Origin of the sequence: Mesorhizobium sp. M4A.F.Ca.ET.050.02.1.1, from assembly GCF_003997725.1 — a bacterium.
GTDB lineage: Bacteria > Pseudomonadota > Alphaproteobacteria > Rhizobiales > Rhizobiaceae > Mesorhizobium.
Window position 1 is genome coordinate 1 of the sequence record NZ_RZSG01000036.1, and the last position, 20,592, is coordinate 20,592.

The following is a 20,592-nucleotide window of genomic DNA, read 5'->3' on the forward strand; positions in this document are numbered from 1 at the left end:
AGTTTCAGGTGGCGACGCTCGAGTTCATCGGCGAAGACGGCCAGCTGACCGGGGTCAAATGCTGCGAGGTCGACGAAAAGCGCAAGCCGATCGCCGGCAGCGAATTCGTCATTCGTGCCGATCTCGCGTTCATCGCCATCGGCTTTGCCGGGCCAGCCGCTCGCGGGCCGGTGTCGGAACTGGCCGGCCAGATGAAGATCGCCATTGACAGCCGCCGCTCGAAGAATGTCGAGGCCAATGACCGGGACTACAGGACCAGCGTCGAAAAGCTCTATGCGGCGGGCGACGTGCGGCGCGGCCAGTCGCTGGTCGTCTGGGCGATCCGCGAGGGCCGCCAGGCGGCGCGCGCCATCGATGAGGCGCTGATGGGATCGAGCGTGCTGCCGCGCTGAGTCCGTCTCGAGACCCTACTTGTGCGGCCACCTGAAGGCGCTTTCCGCCCTTCCGCTGCCCCGGGCAGCTTACGGACTGATCGCCGTGGTCGTTTCGGTTGTGGCCCCGGCCGCAGGCTGCCGCCTTGGCGGCCAAGAAAAATCGTCGGCGCGGCCGGGCGAAGCAGCGCTGGGTTTAAGTGCTTGGGGTGACACGGCGTGATCTCCGCCGTTGGCGGGAACAGGGCAGTGCAATAGTACTGCCCTGTTCCTTTTGATCAGAGGCCAGTGCGGATTTCTTCGGCAAGCGCCCTCAACGTCGTCTCGACGTCATCGCCGTTTGCCATCTTCTGCATCGCCACGGCCCATGCGTTCATGGCTTCGCCGAAGCCGACACGCGGTGTGAAAGCCAGCGCGGCTTGATCCTGTATCTTTTTGAAGCTGTCAACGAAGTTGTTGAACTCGGGCTGCGAAGCGTACTTAGTCTAGGTATCGTCCTGCCAGGTCGACGTGCGCGGCGGATTGACGAGCTGGCCAGCAAGGGCACCCTTGAGCGCCACCTGCTTGGAGGTGGCCCACGGGATGAACAGCCAGGCCGTGCCCTTCTTTTCGGAAGCCGCGTTCATGGCGAGAGCCCAGATCCAGATGTCAGAATCCAAGCTCGTGGCGCTCGGTGCGTGCAGCGGCGGAGCGAAGGCGATCTTGCCGGATGCCGGCTTCCCCGCAACATCGTTCCAGAAGCCGAACATTTTTGAGTCGATCGTCATCGCGGTGCGGCCGGACGAGATGCCGTCCACGACCTGGTTCCAGTTATCATTGGCGAAGGAAGGAGCCGCGCACTTCTTGATCATGTCCGAATGTAGTCGTATCCAGCATCGGTAAGCTTCGGATCACTCAGGTATTTGTCCAGCAGGCGCCACTCGGAGCGAGGTCCTACGCGGGCTGAATGCCAGTGCCGAACACATCCCATGCTGGCGACTTCGTCGTCAGTTGGATCGTCATCTTGTTCCAGTAAGAATCGTCTGGGTAGAGTTCCGGCGTGACCTTGATGCCGGGTCAGCTTCTCGAACTCCGGAAAGTTGCGCAGCGAGAGCATCCGCATAGGGGTGGATGTCGTAGGCCCAAGTTATGCTGGTCCCTTCGAATTGACGCCAGTTCACGGTGTCGGCAGCGGCCGAATTAGTGAGCGATGCCGAAACGGCAAGAAACGCCAAGTCAAAAGCAAGCTGTTTGCGTAGCGACGCGCACCTGTAACGAGTACGGGGAATGAGCGACCCATGTAATCCTCCCTGGGGCATTTTGCCAATTTTTGGGTCCACTCCTCCATCCCGAGTTTGCTCATAGCCACAATAAGCGGTTTCCAACGACCTCGCTCTGAATGCACCAGGCCAACTGGGTAAAAACGGGTAACCGGCACTTAAAGGCGATGTAGTATCGCCACCAGAAATACTGCTCCGTGGTGCTGGCCTTTGCCTGGGGGCGCAACACGGCAACTACCCGCTCAAAACGGTTGGTCCTCTACCTCTTATTCACCGTCGCTTTCCTCGCGGCCTAACCCGGCCGGAATATCCGTTGCCAGAAAAAGGCCTCGCGGCCGGTTCGAGGCGCATCCCTCCTCCGAAGCAGCACGCTCAAGTATCGTCACAAGCCCCGAGCGCTTCGCGTTCGGCGATGTCCAAATTCCGACAATGTCGGATACAGTCAGATCTACTGGATTGCGTTTGAATGGTTTTCTCATTTGGCACAGTACATGCGGGTCATCCGCAAAACACGTGACCGACCAACAAGAGTTCGCATGATCACCTTACCACAACATACAGCCGCCGCGGAACAATCACTTGGCCCCTGATCGCCCGCCCCGGCACCACAACCGGAGTCATCGATGTTCTGACAGGCTGCCCAAGGATACCTGCTGCAACAGGGCTTGCCCTGGTGACGACCACTCCGGCTCCGCCGGTTACCGACGAGGGCAAAGTGACGGATTTCCTGCTTTTCAACGGCATGGAGGTGGCTGTCATTCCCGACCACCGCGCCGCTCGTCACCGATATGGTCTGGTGCAGGATCGGCAGCGCGGATGAGCCGCCGGGGATATCTGCATGTCTTCGAGCATCTGATGCTCAAGGCGCCTCATGACGAGCACGGCTCCGTCGCCTGGAGAGATTGAACCCAAAGGGAGATTCAGATGTCTGAAGCGAATCAGGAAAAGTTGGACGCATTCTTGGGGAAAATGGTCGGCGATCTCGGTGCGATCGCAACGGGCGCGGGAGTCCTGCTGGGGGACAGACTCGGCCTGTTTAAGGCATTGCGCGAAGGCGGCAAGATGACGGCCGCCGAACTTTCGACACGCACCGGCACCCAGGAACGCCTCGTAAGGGAATGGCTTTCCGGGCAGGCGGCGGCGGGTTACGTCGACTACGATGAAGCGAGCGACAAATTCTATCTCAACGCCGAGCAAGAGCTGGTGTTCGCTGATGAAGACAGCCCGGCCTTCATGGCAGGCGCATTCGAGTTCCTGTCCGCGCTGTGGCTCGATGAAGAAAAGGTGAGGCAGGCATTCCAGTCCGGCAAGGGCGTCGGGTGGCACGATCATAGCGCGTGTCTGTTTCGCGGTACGGAACGGTTCTTCCGTCCAGGCTACAATGCCAATCTGATCGACTCCTGGCTGCCGGCCTTGGAGGGCGTCGTCGAGAAGCTCGAACGCGGCGTGGACGTCGCGGATGTTGGATGCGGTCATGGTGCATCGACCGTGCTCATGGCACAGGCCTTCCCCAATTCGCGCTTCGTCGGCTTCGACTATCATGCCCCCTCGATTGAGCGCGCCCGCAAGGCGGCCGAGGTAGCCGGCGTCGGCGTTAACACGCGGTTCGACGTGGCGGCCGCCAAGAGCTATCCCGGAACGTATGACCTCGTCACATTCTTCGATTGCCTTCACGACATGGGCGACCCGACGGGCGCCGCCACCCATGTCCACGGATCGCTCAAGCCGGACGGCACGTGGATGATCGTCGAGCCGTTCGCGCATGATCATCTGGCGGCGAACCTCAATCCCGTCGGCCGCGTTTACTATGCCGCTTCCACTTTCGTGTGCACGCCCGCATCCGTGTCGCAGGAAGTCGGGCTCGCGCTTGGAGCCCAGGCCGGTGAGGCGAGGCTGCGCAAGGTTGTGACCGGCGGCGGCTTCAAGCGATTGCGTCGCGCCGCGGAGACACCGTTCAACATGGTGCTGGAGGCCCGCCCTTAGCGTGGCCGTCGCCAGAAATTGCAGCTCATCGCATTTGATTGAAGATCACCGCCAAAAATCCGGACGCATCGGGGACATTTTCAAGGCGCCTGGGTTCACGCAGAGGTCGCTGCCGAGTTGTGTGCCAAGAGTCCCATACGTTGCGGCTCAGAAAGGACCCGACGCACGGCTACGAACATGCCCATAGTGATGGCCGCTATAATCACATATGCCCACCATGGCGCGTTCACAAAGCTGGTAAGCCACGTCGCACCGAACGCGCTTACGACAAAAACGAGAGCCTCGATAAAATGACTGAGCCTGTACACATTCAGTCGTCTCATCCTCATACCACCCATCCAAAGACTGAGCTTGTTGCGCTACTGCGACAGAGCCTAACATATTGGAGAGCGCTCACTATTTCTATGCTAAACAGTCTCGCCTGAGTATATGTTTTGAGTCGCTAATTATGGAATTCTGCCAGTCTGCATTTCCCCTGATCTGATGTAGAGCAGCTTCTAAGTGGGAATTAGTCCCCCATCGACCGGATCGGGCGACACGAACATGCGCTGAAGGCTTGGCGGAACGGCTACTGGGACCATGATGCTACTCGAATGCAAGATCGTGTCAGAACGTCCCGGGAAGGCTGCAGGCAGGGGATGTCAGGTCAATCAGCCTATAGATATGATACCGCCCATTCGCTGAGACTTCACGATGGGCATAGGAGGTGGGAATTCGTGCCTTGAGATGGACGCGGCTGTCGGAGCAGGCGAGCACGGCAGCAGCGATGGCCTGAACCTTCGGGCCGCTGACAAAAACGTTCACCACCGCACGCGAGCCGAACCCGTCGAGATACGTCTCGAAAGCATCGAGGTGGGCCATCAGCCCGAAAGCCTGGATGTCGCGAACTTCGCCATCTTCGAGCCGGTGGGTTTCACGTACCTTGGCCACCTGTTGATCGAGCAAAGCATCGATATGCGCATTCTTCTCGCTTCTTGGGACGAGGAGCGAGATCCGTTCCGGACTGACGATATCGATCAATCCGTAGAATACGTCGGCATCTCCTCCGATCCCCACGAGCAGGACTTTCTCTTCGCCCATTCCTCCGCTGCCTTGAAGATGAGGGACGGTGACGTATCGGTCCAAGCCGCTGGAAAAATCCTCTTTGCCGATCGCGTTCCCGTAGATACCTTCGGCGTACCCGAATTCGAGAGACTGAATCGACATTTTCTTGAATGCCACCGCAATCAGCCATTGGATGTAGATTCGCGGCATCGTCGAGCACTCGACGAAAACCTTCCGCAGGCTTCCTTCGTATGAGCCACATGAAGCGGCCATCTGAGTGAGCAGGTGATCGAGGAGATTGATGTTCTTCTGATACTCGATGGAAGGCTCGAGGGTGATCGCAGTCACTTCGACGCCCCATCGGGTACCCATAGCGATGAGCTTTCGCCGGTTTTCTTCGACGGCTGGGACGTTCGCTTCCTTCAGAGCAAAGTCCAGAACCACGATTTTGCCGACCTTCAGGTCAAGATGGTTTTCGAACGCGGCGAAACGCGTTTCCCATCCAAGCGCGACGATCGCGATATCTGCCTCCATCGTTTCGCAGGTACCTGCATCTCTCGCCTTCTCAGTGACGGCCAGATGGCCGAAGACTCGATACTCGACAGTTGAAGCGGTCATTCGAGATCGCTCTCGAAAAGCGAGTGCTGGAATTCGGTCTTGAGTGCGGGCCGCGCGACGAGCTCCTTAAACACCGAGTCGGCCCAGTCTTCTGGGAGCCGATGCCTGGTAAAAAGCAGGTCGACCATCTGCGCCGCAGGGATTGTGTTGATTTCGTACGGGCCGCGATAGGAGAACCCGAAGTAAGGTGCAAATCGCCGATGCAATCTGATCAGCATCTCCTTCGATGCGGGGTCGGCGCGGTCCACCTCAAAGTTGCCGGCGGCGGAGACCTCCCGGATAAACCCATCCCTTTCCGCCCGACGCAGGACCTCGTCCAGTTTTCCGCTGGGTTGCTCCAGTCGGTTCACCAGCGAGCGCATTTCCTTTAGATCAACCCTGAAAATGCCTCTCTCTGTCGTTCCTAGAGCATTTTCTTCGGCAAACTCTGTCTGGAGGCGAGCGGTCAGGTAACCCAACGCCCGCACCATGCGCACGCTCTCTTCTTCGTACGGATGTGAAAGCGCCTGAAGTCCATCAAGCTTCCGTTGAGAGGCGGCGTTCACAGCCTGTCTCTGCTGTTCGAGATGAATCTGTAAATCCGAGTTGATGAATTCCACCAGTTTTCGTGGATCACTGGAACTCGGAACACTGCGGCGGAAGATCTCTCCCATTATATCAAGGAAATCGCGTATACAGACGTCGCTCAATGATGTGATGATCTGGTGCCCTACGTACGGGTAGTCATGCAGACGCAGCATCTGGCACGCTTTCAGAAAAGCCCATCCCTGTTTCCGGGCGATCGACCTCTTCAGATTTGAAGCATCCGCCTTGCTCATGGGCCGGCGCTTGATTTCCGGGTTCATGAGCGCGAGCGCCAGCCCTTCGGCATAAGGGCGCGCTTTTCGATCAAGAAGGAATTGCTGCTGATCCGCCGTCCTCAAATTCACGGAGAGGAATTCACGTGCTGCATCAGCGAGTGCCACAAGCTCTTCTCTGCCCTCGGAATGACCCGATATGATAACCCGCTCGATGATGTCATTGACGGAAAGCCGCCCCAGCCGGTTTTTGAGCGAAAACGCGCTGAGCGCATCGTTGCGCTTGAGATCACTCCGCAGATGGTCAGGAAGCGCATAGTAGAGCCGAAGCGACGACACGTTCTCGCACAGCGTGGCGAACTCCCTCGGATCGACTGAATCAAGATTCTCGACGTCCCGGTCAGCATTCGAGAGCGACTGGCCGGGTATGATCGTCCGGATCGTGTCGTAAAGGCCGCCGATGTAGGCGAGGACCCATTTCACATTGCCGCGCGTCTTCCTCACCAAGGTGTTCAGGAACTGCTGTTGGAGCGGTGTCAGTGCCTCACAGTCGTCAATCAGGATCTTGAAGAAGGGCGCCCTGTCACCGGCGAAAGATGGGCCATTTAAAAGTGGGGTGATCGCGGTCGCGACCTTGTTAATGATCGCGCCAGGGTCTGTCGCTCTGAAGCCGGTCGCTCCCTCATCGGCGGCAAAGAAGAACGCGTTGAAGCATTCGTCGACGTACCGGGTTATCCCACCCCGCAGCTCATCTATGCTGAAGAAGTCGAGACGGGCAGGTTGGGGTATGAAGTGCAGCACTTCGCGATGCAGTGCCAAGGCGACGTCCCTATCTTCAGAGGCCCGGTATTTCAAGTGGCTGTCGCGTCTGAGCTGGCTGATGCTCTCGAGCAGGCGTTCGACTATCTTCAGCTCCAGATAGTGAGAGAAGATTACGAATTGCCGCGGGATCACGGCGGCCGTGTCGAAGCGTATCCGCTCCGGAATGAGGTTCAGAACCGCGTTGTCGATTAGGGGCGAAAATGTCTCATTGAGCTGGAAGAAGACGCCATACCAGCCGAGCTTGCCGACTTGGTCCGCGAGACTTTTGTCTTCGAGGATATGAACTGTGGAAAGCGAGCGAAGAATACTGGTCTTGCCGCTGCCTCTCGTCCCTGCGACGAAGACCGGCTTGGCGGCGGCAGAAATCAAGGCCGACTTCTGACTGAACCACAGTATCGGGCGACTTTCGTACTCGATCCTGTTGGGGCCGAACGGATTCTCCATCTCTATTCGTCCCTTACCTTAATGCGCCAAGCCGAGTTTGCCTTCGTGAGGCCGTCTATCTCGACGAAGCGCGCCGCTTGGAGCATCAGAAGAGAGTCTTCCAAATCTAGCCCGAGCTCGGCGGAGGCGGCAATCTCAGTGATCTCGTCCCAGAAGAGTAACCCATTCCCGCGCCTGGTGGCATGGTCGCGCAGTCGGCGCATCAGGTCAAACGTGTCGTTGTTCAGAAAGGCCTTGCCGTTGGACATAGTCGAGATGAAGCAATGTTCGCCTTCCATGACCGTCCCGTCGGCGACATTGGTGCGGTAGGGTATAAGTCGGATGCCGACGAGCTCTCCCTGATCGGTCGTGAAGAAGACGAGCTCATTGAAACCTGACTGTATCTCTGGTGCTGAGATGCAGATCAATTTGCCGTCCGGAAACCTTGGATCGTTGACGATCTCGACCGGATCGGCATGTATGTGTCCATGCAGGTAGACGATAGGCTTGTTGCCCTGCAGCAGCTGAGTTCTGACAAATCCGCTGTTGAGCATCTCCGCGTATGGCGTAATGCGCGGAGTCTTTTGTGGCAGCAGATTGTGATGGCCGATCATGATGCCGTAACGCATGTCGGGCTGCTGGAGCAATTCCTGTAGGCCTGCAAGCATCTCACGCGAGATGTATGGCGTGTCCATCTGACCGTAATACTCGTCGTCGGACGCCTCCTTGTCTGGATCGCTGGGAGGTGTCGCGGGCGAATGTCCCGAGGTGTCCGGCGAGCCGAGATCTACAGGTTCTGTAGAAGGACCGAGTGCCTCGAGACGATCACGAAGGAACGCGGGAAGGTTCTGAAGCTCCCAACTGCCTATCGCTGTGTTGACGAGGATGAAGTTTGCGCCTGCGGATCCTGTCGGAAGTCTGAAGTGCACGGGTTGGTCCACGGGAACGGTCTGCCAACCCAAGCGGGCGGCTAAACTCGCCATTTCGCTGAATTTCTCAGTCGGTCCAAGTTCGCGCGCGTCATCACGGTTCACATCGTGATTTCCCGGTACGAATATCAACGGAAGCGCCTTTGAACTGCGCCCCTGTGCGCGGCAGAGCAACGTGAAATGCTGGAATGCCGAAGCAATGAAAGTCTTGTCGCCACGGCTCGTGAAATCCCCCATGAAGGCGATCGAATCCAAGGGCTTCGAAGTCGTCAGCCGCCGAAGCTTCGTCAAGACGGCACGCAGCGAAGACGCGCGTAGCTTCTGCGTTATTTTCGGAGCGAACTTGCTATCCTTGGCATCGATGTTGCTAGAGGAAGGATGCCAATCCGGATAGTGAATATCGCCTACTTGAAGGATTCGCACCCGTCGCATAACTCGCCCCCCCGCCGAGAGCCATAGACTAATCCGTTCGCTTTTGCCAAGCGCGAAACGATCATCCGACCGCATCGCCTGGAAAGCGCGTTTATCTTTTTGTTGGTAATGGAGAGGCACGACGCAATTGTGCCCCCGGTTGCTTGTCTGCCCACCAAATGGGCACTCAATCTGGGCGCATGGCTTATGATTTCTCGAGTTTGTCCCATAACGAGTTTGAGGATTTGGCCCGCGACCTCGTAGGTCGCGAGATCGACAAGCGTTTCGAGGCCTTTCCCGAGGGACCGGACGACGCGATGGATGGTCGACATGCCCTTGCCGGCGGCGACATTGTGCAGGCGAAGCACTACCAGCGGTCAGGCTTCTCGGCGCTGAAATCCAAGATGAAGAGCGAGCGCACAGCCATTGATGGCTTGGCGCCCTCGCGATACTTCCTCGTCACGTCGGCTTCGCCCGCGGCAGGCGGACACCGGCATGCGCAGCAGGATGAAGCCAGTGAGGGCCAGTAATACACGACAATAGTCATTAGGCTAGAGTACAGTCGCCTTGGGAGGCTGTTCGAATTCAATCCGGCGCTTTTCGGCATCCTTTTTTCGTTTGGTGGTGTCGATACGATATTGGTCAATTCCATCAAGATCGCTCTTCATATCGTTTGGTGTTGGAACTGGAATGGCCTTGGCGGACGCCATGTCATGTCCAGAACGCTCCGAAACTCGCTTCATGGCCCAATAGATTCGCTTGTGGTCTTCGTCCTCGACCACCACACCCTTCAGGCTCTGTGTCTTGACATCGCTGTTAAATCGCTCGACGACTTTACCGAGCAGGATTTCTTCAACGAGCCTCTCCCAGGTTTCCCGAAGATCGCTGTAGAAATCCTTCGCTGACCTTCGCCAAGCATCGGTGGTGAAATCAGTGGCGCCGTCGAAGCTCTTCAGGCGCGTCTTGAGAGTCTCGATGCGCTTCGTGACAGACTGTGCGATCCACGGCTCGTCAGTTTCGCTAATCAAGCCAAAACCGGCAGATTCGGACTTGTTGATGTAGTTTCGAACAAGGGGAATCGGCGGATTGGCCTGCGCAGCTGCGTCAACCACCTCGTTGAAGAACAGAAGATTATGGGTGAAAATAATAATCTGACGTCCTGTGGCCGCTTCTTTTACGAGCCTTGCCGCGACCCGCCTGATCCGAACATGGTCGAGAGATGACACGGGGTCGTCGATGATCATGCCTTGACGCGATGTGTCTCCTCCGACCTCGGCTAAGAAACAGGCCAGGGCAAGCGCGCGCTGCTCTCCTTCGCTTAAGACCTTGCTGTTTGAGATCGCTTTTGCCGCGTTGAGCCCGACCTCGAAATAGCTCTGCCCATCTTGACTACGATCATTAACTGCGAACGGGATGTGCGTTAACGCCAGAGTCTCAATCTCGGCGACGACGCGCTTTTCGAGATCCTGCATGACGAGGCTTCGTCGAAGCGACGTCATCTGCCGTGACACCGAGCCTGTTTCGACAGCATCGCAGCATGAGAGAAGCTTGCGCCGCTCTTCGAGATTCGCCAAGCGCGCGAGAACGATGGTGAGATCGTCGCCCAGTTTTTTCCGATCCTTGAGTGTATCGCGACGAGCTCGATCGGTAGCGCGGTTCCCGTCGTCGGCCGCTGCCTTGTCGTCCGTCAGCGCTTCGGCCTCTAGCGCCTCCGCCTCCGTTCGGAGTTTCGATGCAACTGGCGCCGCAAGTTGCGGGAACGCAGCGTACTCGGACAGCGCAGCCGCAACGACAATTGCATCACGCCTTTTACCTGCCTCGACATAATATGCCGAGATCAGGGCCACCATCGCCTTGCGTGCGGCGGACAGATCGCCAAACTCTCCGAGAGCCGCCTCAACCGCCTCCCCGGTCGCAATGGTGAGTCCTTTGATTTGGCGCAGGGCCTCTTCATGGGCAATAGATGCGACTTGCGCCGCCTTATTTGCGGCGCCCGTTACGAAGTCATTGAAGGATTGGATCCGCCCCGCGGCGTCCGCCGTCATCGGCTCCTGGCAGAGCATGCAACGATCGCCTTCCTGATCTGGCAAGTGCTGATGATCGATGCCAGTGACGCTCGCTAAATAGGCTCGTGCATGGTCGAACATATACCGCCAGGGAGAAAGCCCAACGCCGCTCAACGGCATAGTCGCGAACGCTCCTGAGGCGGCAAGTTGTGCAGCCTGCGCTGTAGAATCGGCTGTTGCATATAGATTGCGATAAATCTCGAGGGCCGCCGCTGAGAGAGCCGCGTCGATCTGTTCAGATGCAGTCAGCAGTTTTTCCAAGGCCGCCTTGGCACGCCGACGCTTTGTCGCCATCGTTGAAGGGTCGCTTGCCAGAGCCTGTTCGAGGCCAGCGAGATCAGCCATGTCCTGCTCTGAGAGGGCAGCGAGGTTTTTGATTTCGGCTGCGGAAGGCATCACGTCCTTTGACTTGATTTCGAGACGAGCCAGCAGCTTTACGACCGCGCCGGCAGCTGTGTACCCACTCGGCAATGGTGTCTTTAGGTTCTTTTCGATCGCTTTGATTTCTTCCCGGAAGTCGGCTTCGAGCTCGGTGCGGTGACGTCCATGGCTTTCGAGAAGCGCGATGGCTGCGGGCAGAAAACCGATACGGTTTTGCTTATCGACGTAGAGGCGAGCGTTCGCGGAGTCGAAAACGGAGATCCGTGCAATTGACGCGGGGGGCAGCGTTCCGTCCTTCCAGGTTATGGGGGTCGGTTCCGTAGCACCCTCTTCGAGAAACCGGACAAGCACTTCGGCTGGCGGTTTGGTGCCGATCTCGAACACGTTGCCAAGAAGATCATCCGCCGTCAGACTACGGCAAAGCTTCTTCGCGATCCGGCAATAGCCGCTCTTTCCGCTTCCATTGTCGCCGTAGATAATGGTGATGCCATCGGTGGCGAAACGCAGTTGCTGCTCTTCGGCGAGGCGGTTCAAATGCTTGACGGGGCCGAGTGAGCAAAGCACCGCGCGCGGCTCGTTCGAACTGTTGGCCCTCAAATGCTCCGCCGAGAGCGGAGAGCATTCGGGCAGATCAGCGGTAAATCCACCGACGTGGCGGACCCGAGCTGTTACACCGGCCTTATCCTCCTGCTCGAGGTTGAAGCCCGGCCGCGCGGCGTGTCTTCTTAAGGCATCCCTAATCCAGTCGGGCTGCTTATCCGCCCATTCCAAAAGTCCAACCTCGGCCATTCCTGCCCCCCGAATCTTACCATCATTATACTTATTGATTAGTCCAGATTCGATGAATTCGCTTGTCTGGACAAATTTTCCTCGCGATCGCACATAGAGTGCTGGAGATGTACCCAATAAATGACCTCCCCCCGCGCCGCTAGGTCAGCAAACAAATGCTTCAGCGATCAAACGTCTCCACAACGACATCAGCAATCAAAGGCATTGGACCGCGCGCACGAATTTAGGTAGCCGGCAACGCGTACGAGGAGATAGAGCTGGAAGTGCGTGCCTTTCGATAGTCTATGGGCGGAATTCGACCGCCTCACCGATAGGCCGATCGAGGTTCGCCGTCACTGTCGGGCTGGGTCCGAGTCCGCGATAGGCGCCACGACAGCGCTCGCGATAGGCGCGCAACGCTTGGTCCATGGCGCCCGGACCGCCACACATTTGCGGATGACGTCCTGCCCGTCTTGGGTTTCAGCAGCGTGCGCCGGCGCTCCGATTTCCGCGACTTTTGGATCCCCTCCAATCGTGACGACCGATTATCGCCTGTCTCCATTTCGACCGTTATCTGGGCGGTAACACTTTTAGAAATCTATGCTGCTGGACATAAGCGGCGACCATACCGAGAATTTACTTTCAAATTCTGGCGGCAAAGTTCTATCGTAAATGAAAATAGGGGATGGGGTATGGAAACGAGTTCGGAGACTGGCGATGCTGCCGGTATATCAGCCGCGCCCGTAATAGAAGTCGTGGCGGACATCGCCGCCAGCTTTACATATGCGTCCTTCCAAAATGCTATTCCGGTGATCCGGTCTATCGCGCTCAACAACCCGACCCAGCAGGGTTTCGAAAAATGCACTCTCGAGCTGACATCGAACCCCCCTTTTTTGCGCGCCAAAAGCTGGACAATTGATCGGATCGTTGCTGGCGACCGGCTTCCCTTAAGCGATCGAAAAATCGATCTCGACGCCGGCTATCTGGCCGGTCTCAACGAGGCTGAGCGCGGGGAGATAACGTTGCGCCTAACCTCAGGAGGCGCAGTGCTGGCCGAGCAGCGCGTTGCGGTGCGCCTGCTTGCCCGCGACGAATGGGGTGGCGTCGTCGATATGGCGCAATTGCTCGCCGCATTCGTCATGCCGAACGACCCGGCGATCGCAGGACTGCTGCGTTCCGCAGCGGAGCTGCTCGCAGCGCATGGTCATCCTTCCAGCCTCGATGGCTATCAAAGCGGCAATCCGCAACGCGCATTCATGCTGGCGGCCGCAATTTATTCGGCCATTGCTGGCCTATCGCTGCATTATGCAGAGCCACCTGCGAGCTTCGAAAGCCGCGGCCAAAAAATTCGACGTCCCTCAATTATTACGGCAGAAAAGCTGGCAACCTGTCTCGATACCAGTCTGTTATTCGCGTCCGCCCTGGAGGCGACGGGCTTGCATCCCGTCGTTTTGATGTTTCAGGGACACGCGGCCGTCGGCGTCTGGATGACACAAAGGACGCTCGCCAACGCCATTGAACCCGATGCCATGGAGGTCCGCAAGGCGCTGGCATCGCGCGAACTCATCGTGTTTGAGACGACAGGCGTGACGCATCGGCCGGCGATGACGTTGGAGGCTGCCCAACACGCAATCGAACAGCGGCTCGACGAAACGCAGGTAGCCACCTTTGTCGCAGCCATCGATATACGCCGCTCGCGCAGCGGCGGCATCACACCGCTTGCTTCGCACGAACCGACGCGCCGCAGCGTGGATGCAGAGGCGGCAACCGAAATCGCGTTGCCGTTGCCAGCCGCACCGGCCGTGGTAGCCCTGCCGGTCGAGATCGTCGAGGTAAAGCCGACGACAGCGGCCGGACGGATCGACCGCTGGCAGAAAAAGCTCCTCGATTTGACACTGCGGAACCGCCTGCTCAATTTTCCGGACTCCAAGAAGACAATTCCGTTTCTTTGTACTGACGTCGGCTACCTCGAGGACCGTCTGATGGCAGGCGCTTCGATCCGGCTGATTTCGCTCCCCGAACAGAATCCACTGGGCGAGCGGGATGCTGTCCTCTATCGCGAGGTGCACGGACGTGACCTCCAGCGTGGCTTTGCCGCGGAAGCGCTTCTGCGCGACGAGCTCCCGTCGACGCTCGATGGGCGTCAATTGGAATCCCGGCTGATCGATCTTTACCGGCAAGTGCGCAACGATTTTGCCGAGGGCGGCGCGAATACGCTCTTCCTGGCGGTCGGCTTCCTGCGCTGGAAGAAGAAGGCCGAGGACGAGCGCAGCTATCGCGCGCCATTGCTGCTCGTACCGGTCAAAATCGAGCGCCGCAGCGCAACATCGCATTTTACCTTGCGCTTCCATGAAGATGAACCGCGATTCAACGCAACCTTGTTGCAGTTTCTCGAACGCGACTTCGAGCTCAAACTGCCACAGTTTTCCGGTGAGCTGCCCGAGGACGAAAGCGGCGTTGATGTGCCGAGGCTGCTCGGTCTTATGCGCCAGGCAGTGCGCGACGTCCCCGGCATGGAGGTGGTGGACGAGACGGCGCTGTCGACCTTTTCCTTCGCCAAGTTTCTCATGTGGAAGGATCTGGTCGAGCGTACCGATGCGCTGCGCGAAAACCGTGTCGTGCGCCATCTGATCGACACGCCGGAGATAGCTTTCGAGGGCAATGGCGCATCATTCCGCGACGAGCGCGAACTCGACCGGCACTATGCCCCGTCCGACATGGTTTTGCTGCTGCCGGCCGACTCCTCACAGACCGCCGCAAGTCTTGCCGCCGCTGAGGGTCGCGATTTTGTCATCATCGGTCCTCCCGGCACTGGCAAGAGCCAGACCATTGCCAACATGATTGCCAACTGTCTTTCAGTTGGCAAAACCGTGCTGTTTGTGGCCGAGAAGACGGCGGCGCTCGATGTGGTGTATCGCCGCCTGCGCGAACATGGCCTGGGCGCGCATTGTCTCGAACTCCATTCCAGCAAGGCGGACCGACGCAACTTTCTCACCCAGCTCAGGATCAGCTGGGAAAGCGGCGTGCGCGTGGACGCAGCGGAGTGGATTGCGATCAACGAGCGGCTTCGCGTCCGTCGCGACGAACTGAATGCCTATGTCGAAGCGCTGCATCGGCACCATGTCAATGGTCTGACGCCTTATCTGGCGCTCGGCATCGCTCTCAAGAACAAGCGGCAGCACGCTCCGAGATTGTCCTGGCCATCGCGCGATTCCCATGACGAGGCAAACCGGCTGGCGCTGGAGCATATTGCCGCCGAAACAGGTCTCGCATTTCAGTCGGTGGAGATGCGGTCGGTCTTGCGTCTTATAGATGTCACCGAGTGGACGTCAGGCTGGCAGGACAATTTGCTCGAAGGGGCAAAGACCCTCAAGAATGCGTCCGAGGTTCTAGCGACCGCACTCGACGCCTTCCTGGTGAGCATCGGCCTGCGCGCCAAAGGCGACGCGTCAAAAGCGGAGCTCGAAGCGCTGCGAAAACTAGCAGCGGCACTCCAGGACAGTGCCGGCTATGACGTCAGCATTGTCTTTGATCGAGATTTCGCCCAGTTGCGGGGAGCCCTCGCCACTCTCAATGAGGCAATCGGAGACTATCGCAAGTCTCGCAAGGACCTGTCGGCCCGCTATGACGAGGCTGCCGTTGCGCGCATACGGGTGGAGGACATAGAGCAGCAATGGCAGCAGGCCGCTTCTGCATTCTGGCCAAACAGTCAGTTGGGCAAACGCAAAGTCCAGAAGCTGCTTCAAGGCTATGTCACAGAGGGGGTAGCCGATCCTCAGCACGACTTGCTGCTGTTGCGCCTGATGCAGGACCGCCGGGCCACTGTCGAAGCCAACATCCTATCTGGGAAGCCGATCGGATTTGCCGCACTTGATACCGACACCCACCGTATCGATCAGATACTCTCGATGGCCGAAAGGCTTCGACAGACGCTACGCCTGCCCGGCCTCGGCACGGAGGATTTCAAAGCGCTCCTGCAAGCAACCGCCCCGAGCCTGCGAAGCGGTGCAGCAGATAGCACGATGCGCTATGGGGCAGCCCGCTTCCTTGCGGCTTCTGCAGCATTCGAGGCTGCCAAGACCCAATTTGCGATCCCTGCTGGAAAGACGCCTTCTTGGGCAGAACATGATAACCCGCTGACCGAATTGACGACTGCGATGGGAGACTTGCTCGACGCCCGTCATCTTCTCCGGGACTGGACTTCGTGGTGCGGCATTCGTCGCAGGGCTGTCAGTCACAATCTGGGAGCGTTGGTCGACGATATCGAGGCGGGTCTAGTGCGACCAGCTGAAGCTCAATCCGCGTTCCGCCTGGCCTATGTACGCTGGTGGCTGCCGGCCACGCTGGATGCCGATCCGGTGCTGCGGAATTTCCGTCGCTTCCAGCACGAGCACGCCATCGAAGATTTCCGGGAAATCGACGATCTTGTCCGCGCTCAAGCAAGCCTTCGCGTCATCAGTGCCATCGCTCATGGTTTGCCGGCTGTGCAAGGCGTCCCGCGCAATTCCGAGTTGGGCCTGTTGCGCCATCAGATGGAATTGCAGCGGCCCAGCCGGTCAATCCGCGAGATGATTGGCGCGATGCCGACGAGCTTTGCCAAGCTCGCGCCGTGCATGCTGATGTCCCCTCTTTCAATCGCTCAATATCTACCGCCCGACCAAGCCCTGTTCGACGTGGTGATTTTCGACGAAGCATCGCAGATCACCACCTGGGACGCCGTCGGTGCCATCGCGCGAGCCCATCAAACCATAATCGTAGGCGATCCCAAGCAGTTGCCGCCCACCAATTTCTTTGGCCGCAACGAGGAGGACGAGGAAGTCGTCGAACACGAAAAGGATCTTGAGAGCATTCTCGACGAAGCCAAAGCGGCCGGCATCCCGGTACGTGACCTGCGCTGGCATTATCGTAGCCGCAATGAGTCGCTGATCGCCTTTTCCAACCATCACTACTATCAGAACCGGCTCATCACATTCCCTTCGCCAACGGTGGAAGATCGGGCAGTTCAGCTGCGAAAAATCACGACCGGCATCTATGACCGTGGCAAAAGCCGCACCAATCGAATCGAAGCCCAAGCGGTAACCGACGAGGCGGTCAGCAGGATGCGGCGTTGGCTGGCCCTACCGGAAAAGGACCGACCCACGCTCGGAGTCATCACTTTCAACGCGCAACAGCAGTCGCTCATCCTCGACCTTTTCGACAAGGCACGCCAGACAGAGCCGGAGCTTGAATGGTTCTTTGCCGACGAGCGTATTGAGCCCGCCATCGTCAAGAATCTGGAAAATGTCCAAGGGGACGAGCGTGACATAATCCTGTTTTCGATCACCTTTTCGCAAGATAATGCCGGCAAGCGCAGCATGGATTTCGGCGCGCTGAATCGGGACGGCGGCGAACGCCGGCTGAATGTCGCGGTGACGCGTGCGCGGCAGGAACTGATCGTATTTTCAGGTTTTGCCGCCGACCAGATCGACCCCAACCGAACCAAAGCGATCGGCGTACAGCATCTCAAAGCCTTTCTCGATTTTGCCGAACGCGGCGCTGTGGCATTGCCAGCGCAGGAACGCGGATCGGTCGGAGCCCTGGAATCCCCTTTCGAGGAGGCCGTCGCTGCCGAGCTTGAGAAGCGCGGATGGACCATCGTTCCTCAAGTCGGCATTTCGGGCTTTCGAGTGGATATAGGGATCCGGCATCCCGATCTCGCCGGCGCCTATCTGGCTGGGGTCGAATGCGACGGCGCGACCTATCACAGTTCTGCCACGGCGCGAGATCGAGACAAGGTCCGCGAGCAGGTCCTGCGCGGCCTCGGGTGGAACATTGTCCGGGTATGGTCAACCGATTGGTGGTTTGATCTCGAAGGTTGCACCGAGAGGCTTCATGCCAGCCTGGCCGCGCTGCTCGAGGAAAGCCGTCGCAAACAGGCTGAACAACAGGAAAGTGAAGCCGCGATCCATTGGGACATGGGACATAAGGTCGACCCCATGGACCCATTGCCAGCCGAAGACCTAGCATCGGCCGGCGAACCGGAACATCCGTCGATAAAATCAGAGCCAGAACTTGTCGCCGCTCCCCTCGCGACGGGAGAGCGCCCATCGGCATCTGCAGGAATTTTGCCTGCGGCCGCGCATTCGACGCATGATACCGTACCGACGGGCGGCCGTTATCGCCTGACTGATCTAACCGGATTTTCCACCAGCCCGGATCAGTTTTATGACTTCGTCTACCGAGGCACGCTGCGGTCCATGGTCGACGCGGTGATCGAGCAGGAAGGACCTCTGCGAGATGACGTCCTTGCGCAGCGCATCGCACGGGCGCATGGCTGGCTCAGAACGGGCAACAAGATTCGGGAGCGGATCGACCTGCATCTGCGCGAGTTCGATAGAACTGAAGAATCCAGCGGCAGCTTCCTATGGAAGAGAGGGACGGTGGTCGACCTGCTTGATTATCGCATGCCGTTCGATGCCGATGCCCGCCGGTCCATTGCCGACATTCCAATCGCCGAGCTGGCCGCTGTCGTCGTTGCGAACGAGGACATTCTGGAACAGTCCGACCCCGCTCTCGACCTTGCACGTCTGCTCGGTGTCGAGCGACTTGCGACGATTTCACGCTCCCGGCTGGATGAAGCCATCGATCGCGCCCAGCGCAACCTGGCATCGACATAGTCTCGGAGACTCCATGTTTCGATTCATCCACAGCTCCGATCTTCATATCGGCAAGCGGTTCGGCAACATGCCAGAGGATCTGCGCGGGCGGCTCCGTGAAGCGCGCCATGGCGCGATCAGCCGGCTGGCAGAGCAGGCACGCGTCCATGGTGCATCCACCATACTTCTGGCCGGCGATACGTTCGATACCGAAACGCCCACTCCAGCGATGTTGCGGCAGGCCATGGCCGAGATGAGCCAGAGCGCGCCTCTGCGCTGGATATTGCTGCCTGGCAACCATGATTCCCTGTTGGCTGATCAATTGTGGAGTGCAGCGGACAGCGTTGTGCCGGACAATGTCCTGCTGGCGACGCGGCCCGAAACCCTGACCATTGGCGCGGACGTGGCGCTGCTGCCTGCACCTTGCACCACCCGCAGACCCGGTCGCGACCTTACCGAGTGGATGAACAGCGCCGCGACGCCGCAAGGCGCCATCCGGCTCGGCCTTGCTCATGGCGCTATTCAGAACTTTTCCGAAGATTCAGCAGCGTCCGATGTCATTGCACCAGATCGCGCGACTAAGGCCGGCCTCGATTATCTGGCACTTGGCGACTGGCACGGACCCGTCACCATCAATGAGCGCAGCCGTTATAGCGGTGCGCCCGAACCTGACCGTTTCAAGCATGATACACCCGGTCAGGCCCTTGTCGTTTCCATTGCCGGGCCTGGCGCCGTGCCCGAGATCGTGGCCGTTGAAACAGCTAGCTTTTCCTGGAAAACCGCTCCCCTGCATCTGCTGTCTGGCGACGACAGCGCCGCGGCATTTGAAGCGTTGCTTCCACCGGCTCATCTGCGGCGTCAGACTTTGCTGCGAATTGCCGCGTCTGGCCGGGTGCGGTTAAGTGGGCGAACGATCCTTCAAGCGGCGATCGCGGTAGCCGCGCCCGACTTCGCCTATCTGGAACTGGACGGGGACGGGCTCGCGACCGACTGCGAAAGTGGCGATTTGGATCGGATCGACCGCTCTGGTGCCCTTCGCGAGGCAGCGCAGGCACTGTTGGATGAAAGCAGCGACGAAACCCGGTCGGCTGTCGAACGCGACATATCGCGAGAAGCACTGGTTCGGTTGTTCAGCTATTGCGAGGCGATGGGATCATGAAACTTACGGCCCTTCGGCTCCACAACGTCAAACGGTTCGCCGGGCAAGGCGTCGCCATCGAAAACATCGGCGACGGCGTCAACGTGCTTTGCGCGGTCAATGAGTTCGGCAAATCAACCTTCTTCGAAGCGCTGCACGCACTCTTTTTCCAGCCTCACACGGGCACACCCGAAGGCGTGCGACTGTTGCGGCCTTACAGTGGGGGCAATCCGGTGGTGGAGGCCGACATCACCACTTCAGAAGGACGCTATCGACTTGCCAAGCAGTTTTATGGCGGCAGGCTGGCCAGCGTTATTGACCTCGACGGCGGGCGACTGTTGGCTCAAGCCGATGAGGCCGAAGCCTTTATCGGCAAACTAATCCATGGCGGAAGCGCAGGACCGGCAGGATTGCTCTGGGTTCGCCAAGGGGTCACCGGCATCGAAAGGCGCAGCAAAAGCGAGGAGGACGGCGAAAAACGCGTGCGCGAAAGCCTACTGTCCTCGGTTCAGGGGGAAGTTGAAGCCCTGACCGGCGGGCGACGCATGGCCGAAATCGCCGCGGCATGTGAAGAAGAACTCTATAGCCTGGTTACGTCAACGCTGCGTCCCAAGAGCGGCGGTCTCTATGCGGCAGCGCTCGACGAGCGTGACAAGCTGGTGAAAGACGAGCAGCGTCTCAGCGCCGAAGTCACCGGTCTGCGCGATTCGCTCGACAAGCGGCGCATGGCGTTGGCGCGTCTGTCTGAGCTTGAAAACCCCGAAGAAGGCGCCACTCGGCGGGAAGCCATCTCGGCCGCGGAAGCCGCAGTCGAGGCCGCCAAATCGCACAGCGAAGCCTTGAAAGCCGCCGAGGCGGAAGCTGCCCTTGCCGCAATTCACCACGACGCGGCGCAGCAGGCCCTCGATAGTTTTCGGACCGCGCTCAAACGAGCCACGGATTTGCGC

At 58.8% G+C, this 20,592-nt stretch carries 11 protein-coding genes and 1 pseudogene; 7 read left to right on the top strand and 5 right to left on the bottom strand.

The window, feature by feature from the left end:
* Positions 1-392 (top strand): FAD-dependent oxidoreductase (locus tag EOA33_RS05075; RefSeq protein ID WP_190234198.1); only part of this gene is annotated, 392 nt, incomplete at its 5' end.
* A gap of 464 nt (positions 393-856) precedes the next feature.
* On the opposite strand, the gene EOA33_RS40245 is transcribed toward EOA33_RS05075, so the two are convergent.
* On the bottom strand, positions 857-1,222 hold the full coding sequence (locus tag EOA33_RS40245) for an extracellular solute-binding protein (RefSeq protein WP_245454714.1): 366 nt from the start codon (positions 1,220-1,222) through the stop codon (positions 857-859).
* Positions 1,223-2,276: 1,054 nt separating this feature from the next.
* Between EOA33_RS40245 and EOA33_RS05085 the strand changes: the two are divergent.
* Positions 2,277-2,497 (top strand): annotated as a pseudogene (locus EOA33_RS05085) (insulinase family protein); the annotation flags it as partial.
* Positions 2,498-2,554: 57 nt separating this feature from the next.
* Entirely contained in the window at positions 2,555-3,613 is a 1,059-nt protein-coding gene (locus EOA33_RS05090) for a class I SAM-dependent methyltransferase (RefSeq protein ID WP_024504268.1), read from the top strand.
* 606 nt (positions 3,614-4,219) lie between these two features.
* Here EOA33_RS05090 and EOA33_RS05095 read toward each other — a convergent pair.
* From EOA33_RS05095 to EOA33_RS05105, 3 genes are read right to left on the bottom strand one after another with little or no spacing between them, the layout of a single operon-like run.
* Entirely contained in the window at positions 4,220-5,275 is a 1,056-nt protein-coding gene (locus EOA33_RS05095) for a hypothetical protein (RefSeq protein ID WP_126057630.1), read from the bottom strand.
* Entirely contained in the window at positions 5,272-7,338 is a 2,067-nt protein-coding gene (locus EOA33_RS05100; protein WP_126057629.1) for a hypothetical protein, read from the bottom strand. Before EOA33_RS05100 ends, EOA33_RS05095 begins: the two co-directional genes overlap by 4 nt.
* Before the next feature lie 2 nt (positions 7,339-7,340).
* Positions 7,341-8,798 carry a metallophosphoesterase gene (locus EOA33_RS05105; protein WP_126057628.1) on the bottom strand — a complete coding sequence of 486 codons (1,458 nt, stop codon included), beginning with the start codon at positions 8,796-8,798 and terminating at the stop codon, positions 7,341-7,343.
* A gap of 104 nt (positions 8,799-8,902) precedes the next feature.
* Here EOA33_RS05105 and EOA33_RS05110 point away from each other — a divergent pair, with 104 nt between their 5' ends.
* Entirely contained in the window at positions 8,903-9,187 is a 285-nt protein-coding gene (locus EOA33_RS05110; protein WP_185928960.1) for a hypothetical protein, read from the top strand.
* A gap of 21 nt (positions 9,188-9,208) precedes the next feature.
* Here EOA33_RS05110 and EOA33_RS05115 read toward each other — a convergent pair whose 3' ends face one another.
* Entirely contained in the window at positions 9,209-11,893 is a 2,685-nt protein-coding gene (locus EOA33_RS05115) for an AAA family ATPase (RefSeq protein WP_126063811.1), read from the bottom strand.
* Positions 11,894-12,564: 671 nt separating this feature from the next.
* Between EOA33_RS05115 and EOA33_RS05120 the strand changes: the two genes are divergently transcribed.
* The 3 genes from EOA33_RS05120 to EOA33_RS05130 all read left to right on the top strand — a co-directional run.
* Positions 12,565-18,528: a DUF3320 domain-containing protein gene (locus tag EOA33_RS05120; RefSeq protein WP_127405114.1), complete on the top strand. Its 5,964-nt coding sequence runs from the start codon at positions 12,565-12,567 to the stop codon at positions 18,526-18,528.
* Between the two features lie 13 nt (positions 18,529-18,541).
* A complete protein-coding gene (locus EOA33_RS05125; protein WP_126057626.1) occupies positions 18,542-19,666 on the top strand; it encodes a DNA repair exonuclease in 1,125 nt (374 codons plus the stop codon).
* The coding region (locus tag EOA33_RS05130) for an AAA family ATPase (protein ID WP_145989072.1) at positions 19,663-20,592 on the top strand (930 nt) is incomplete at its 3' end. The genes EOA33_RS05125 and EOA33_RS05130, both read left to right, overlap by 4 nt.

Coding starts and splice junctions, on each gene's coding strand:
- EOA33_RS40245 (WP_245454714.1), bottom strand. CDS start 1,222: ATGATCAAGAAGTGCGCGGCTCCTTCCTTCGCCAATGATAACTGGAAC.
- EOA33_RS05090 (WP_024504268.1), top strand. CDS start 2,555: ATGTCTGAAGCGAATCAGGAAAAGTTGGACGCATTCTTGGGGAAAATG.
- EOA33_RS05095 (WP_126057630.1), bottom strand. CDS start 5,275: ATGACCGCTTCAACTGTCGAGTATCGAGTCTTCGGCCATCTGGCCGTC.
- EOA33_RS05100 (WP_126057629.1), bottom strand. CDS start 7,338: ATGGAGAATCCGTTCGGCCCCAACAGGATCGAGTACGAAAGTCGCCCG.
- EOA33_RS05115 (WP_126063811.1), bottom strand. CDS start 11,893: ATGGCCGAGGTTGGACTTTTGGAATGGGCGGATAAGCAGCCCGACTGG.
- EOA33_RS05120 (WP_127405114.1), top strand. CDS start 12,565: ATGGAAACGAGTTCGGAGACTGGCGATGCTGCCGGTATATCAGCCGCG.
- EOA33_RS05125 (WP_126057626.1), top strand. CDS start 18,542: ATGTTTCGATTCATCCACAGCTCCGATCTTCATATCGGCAAGCGGTTC.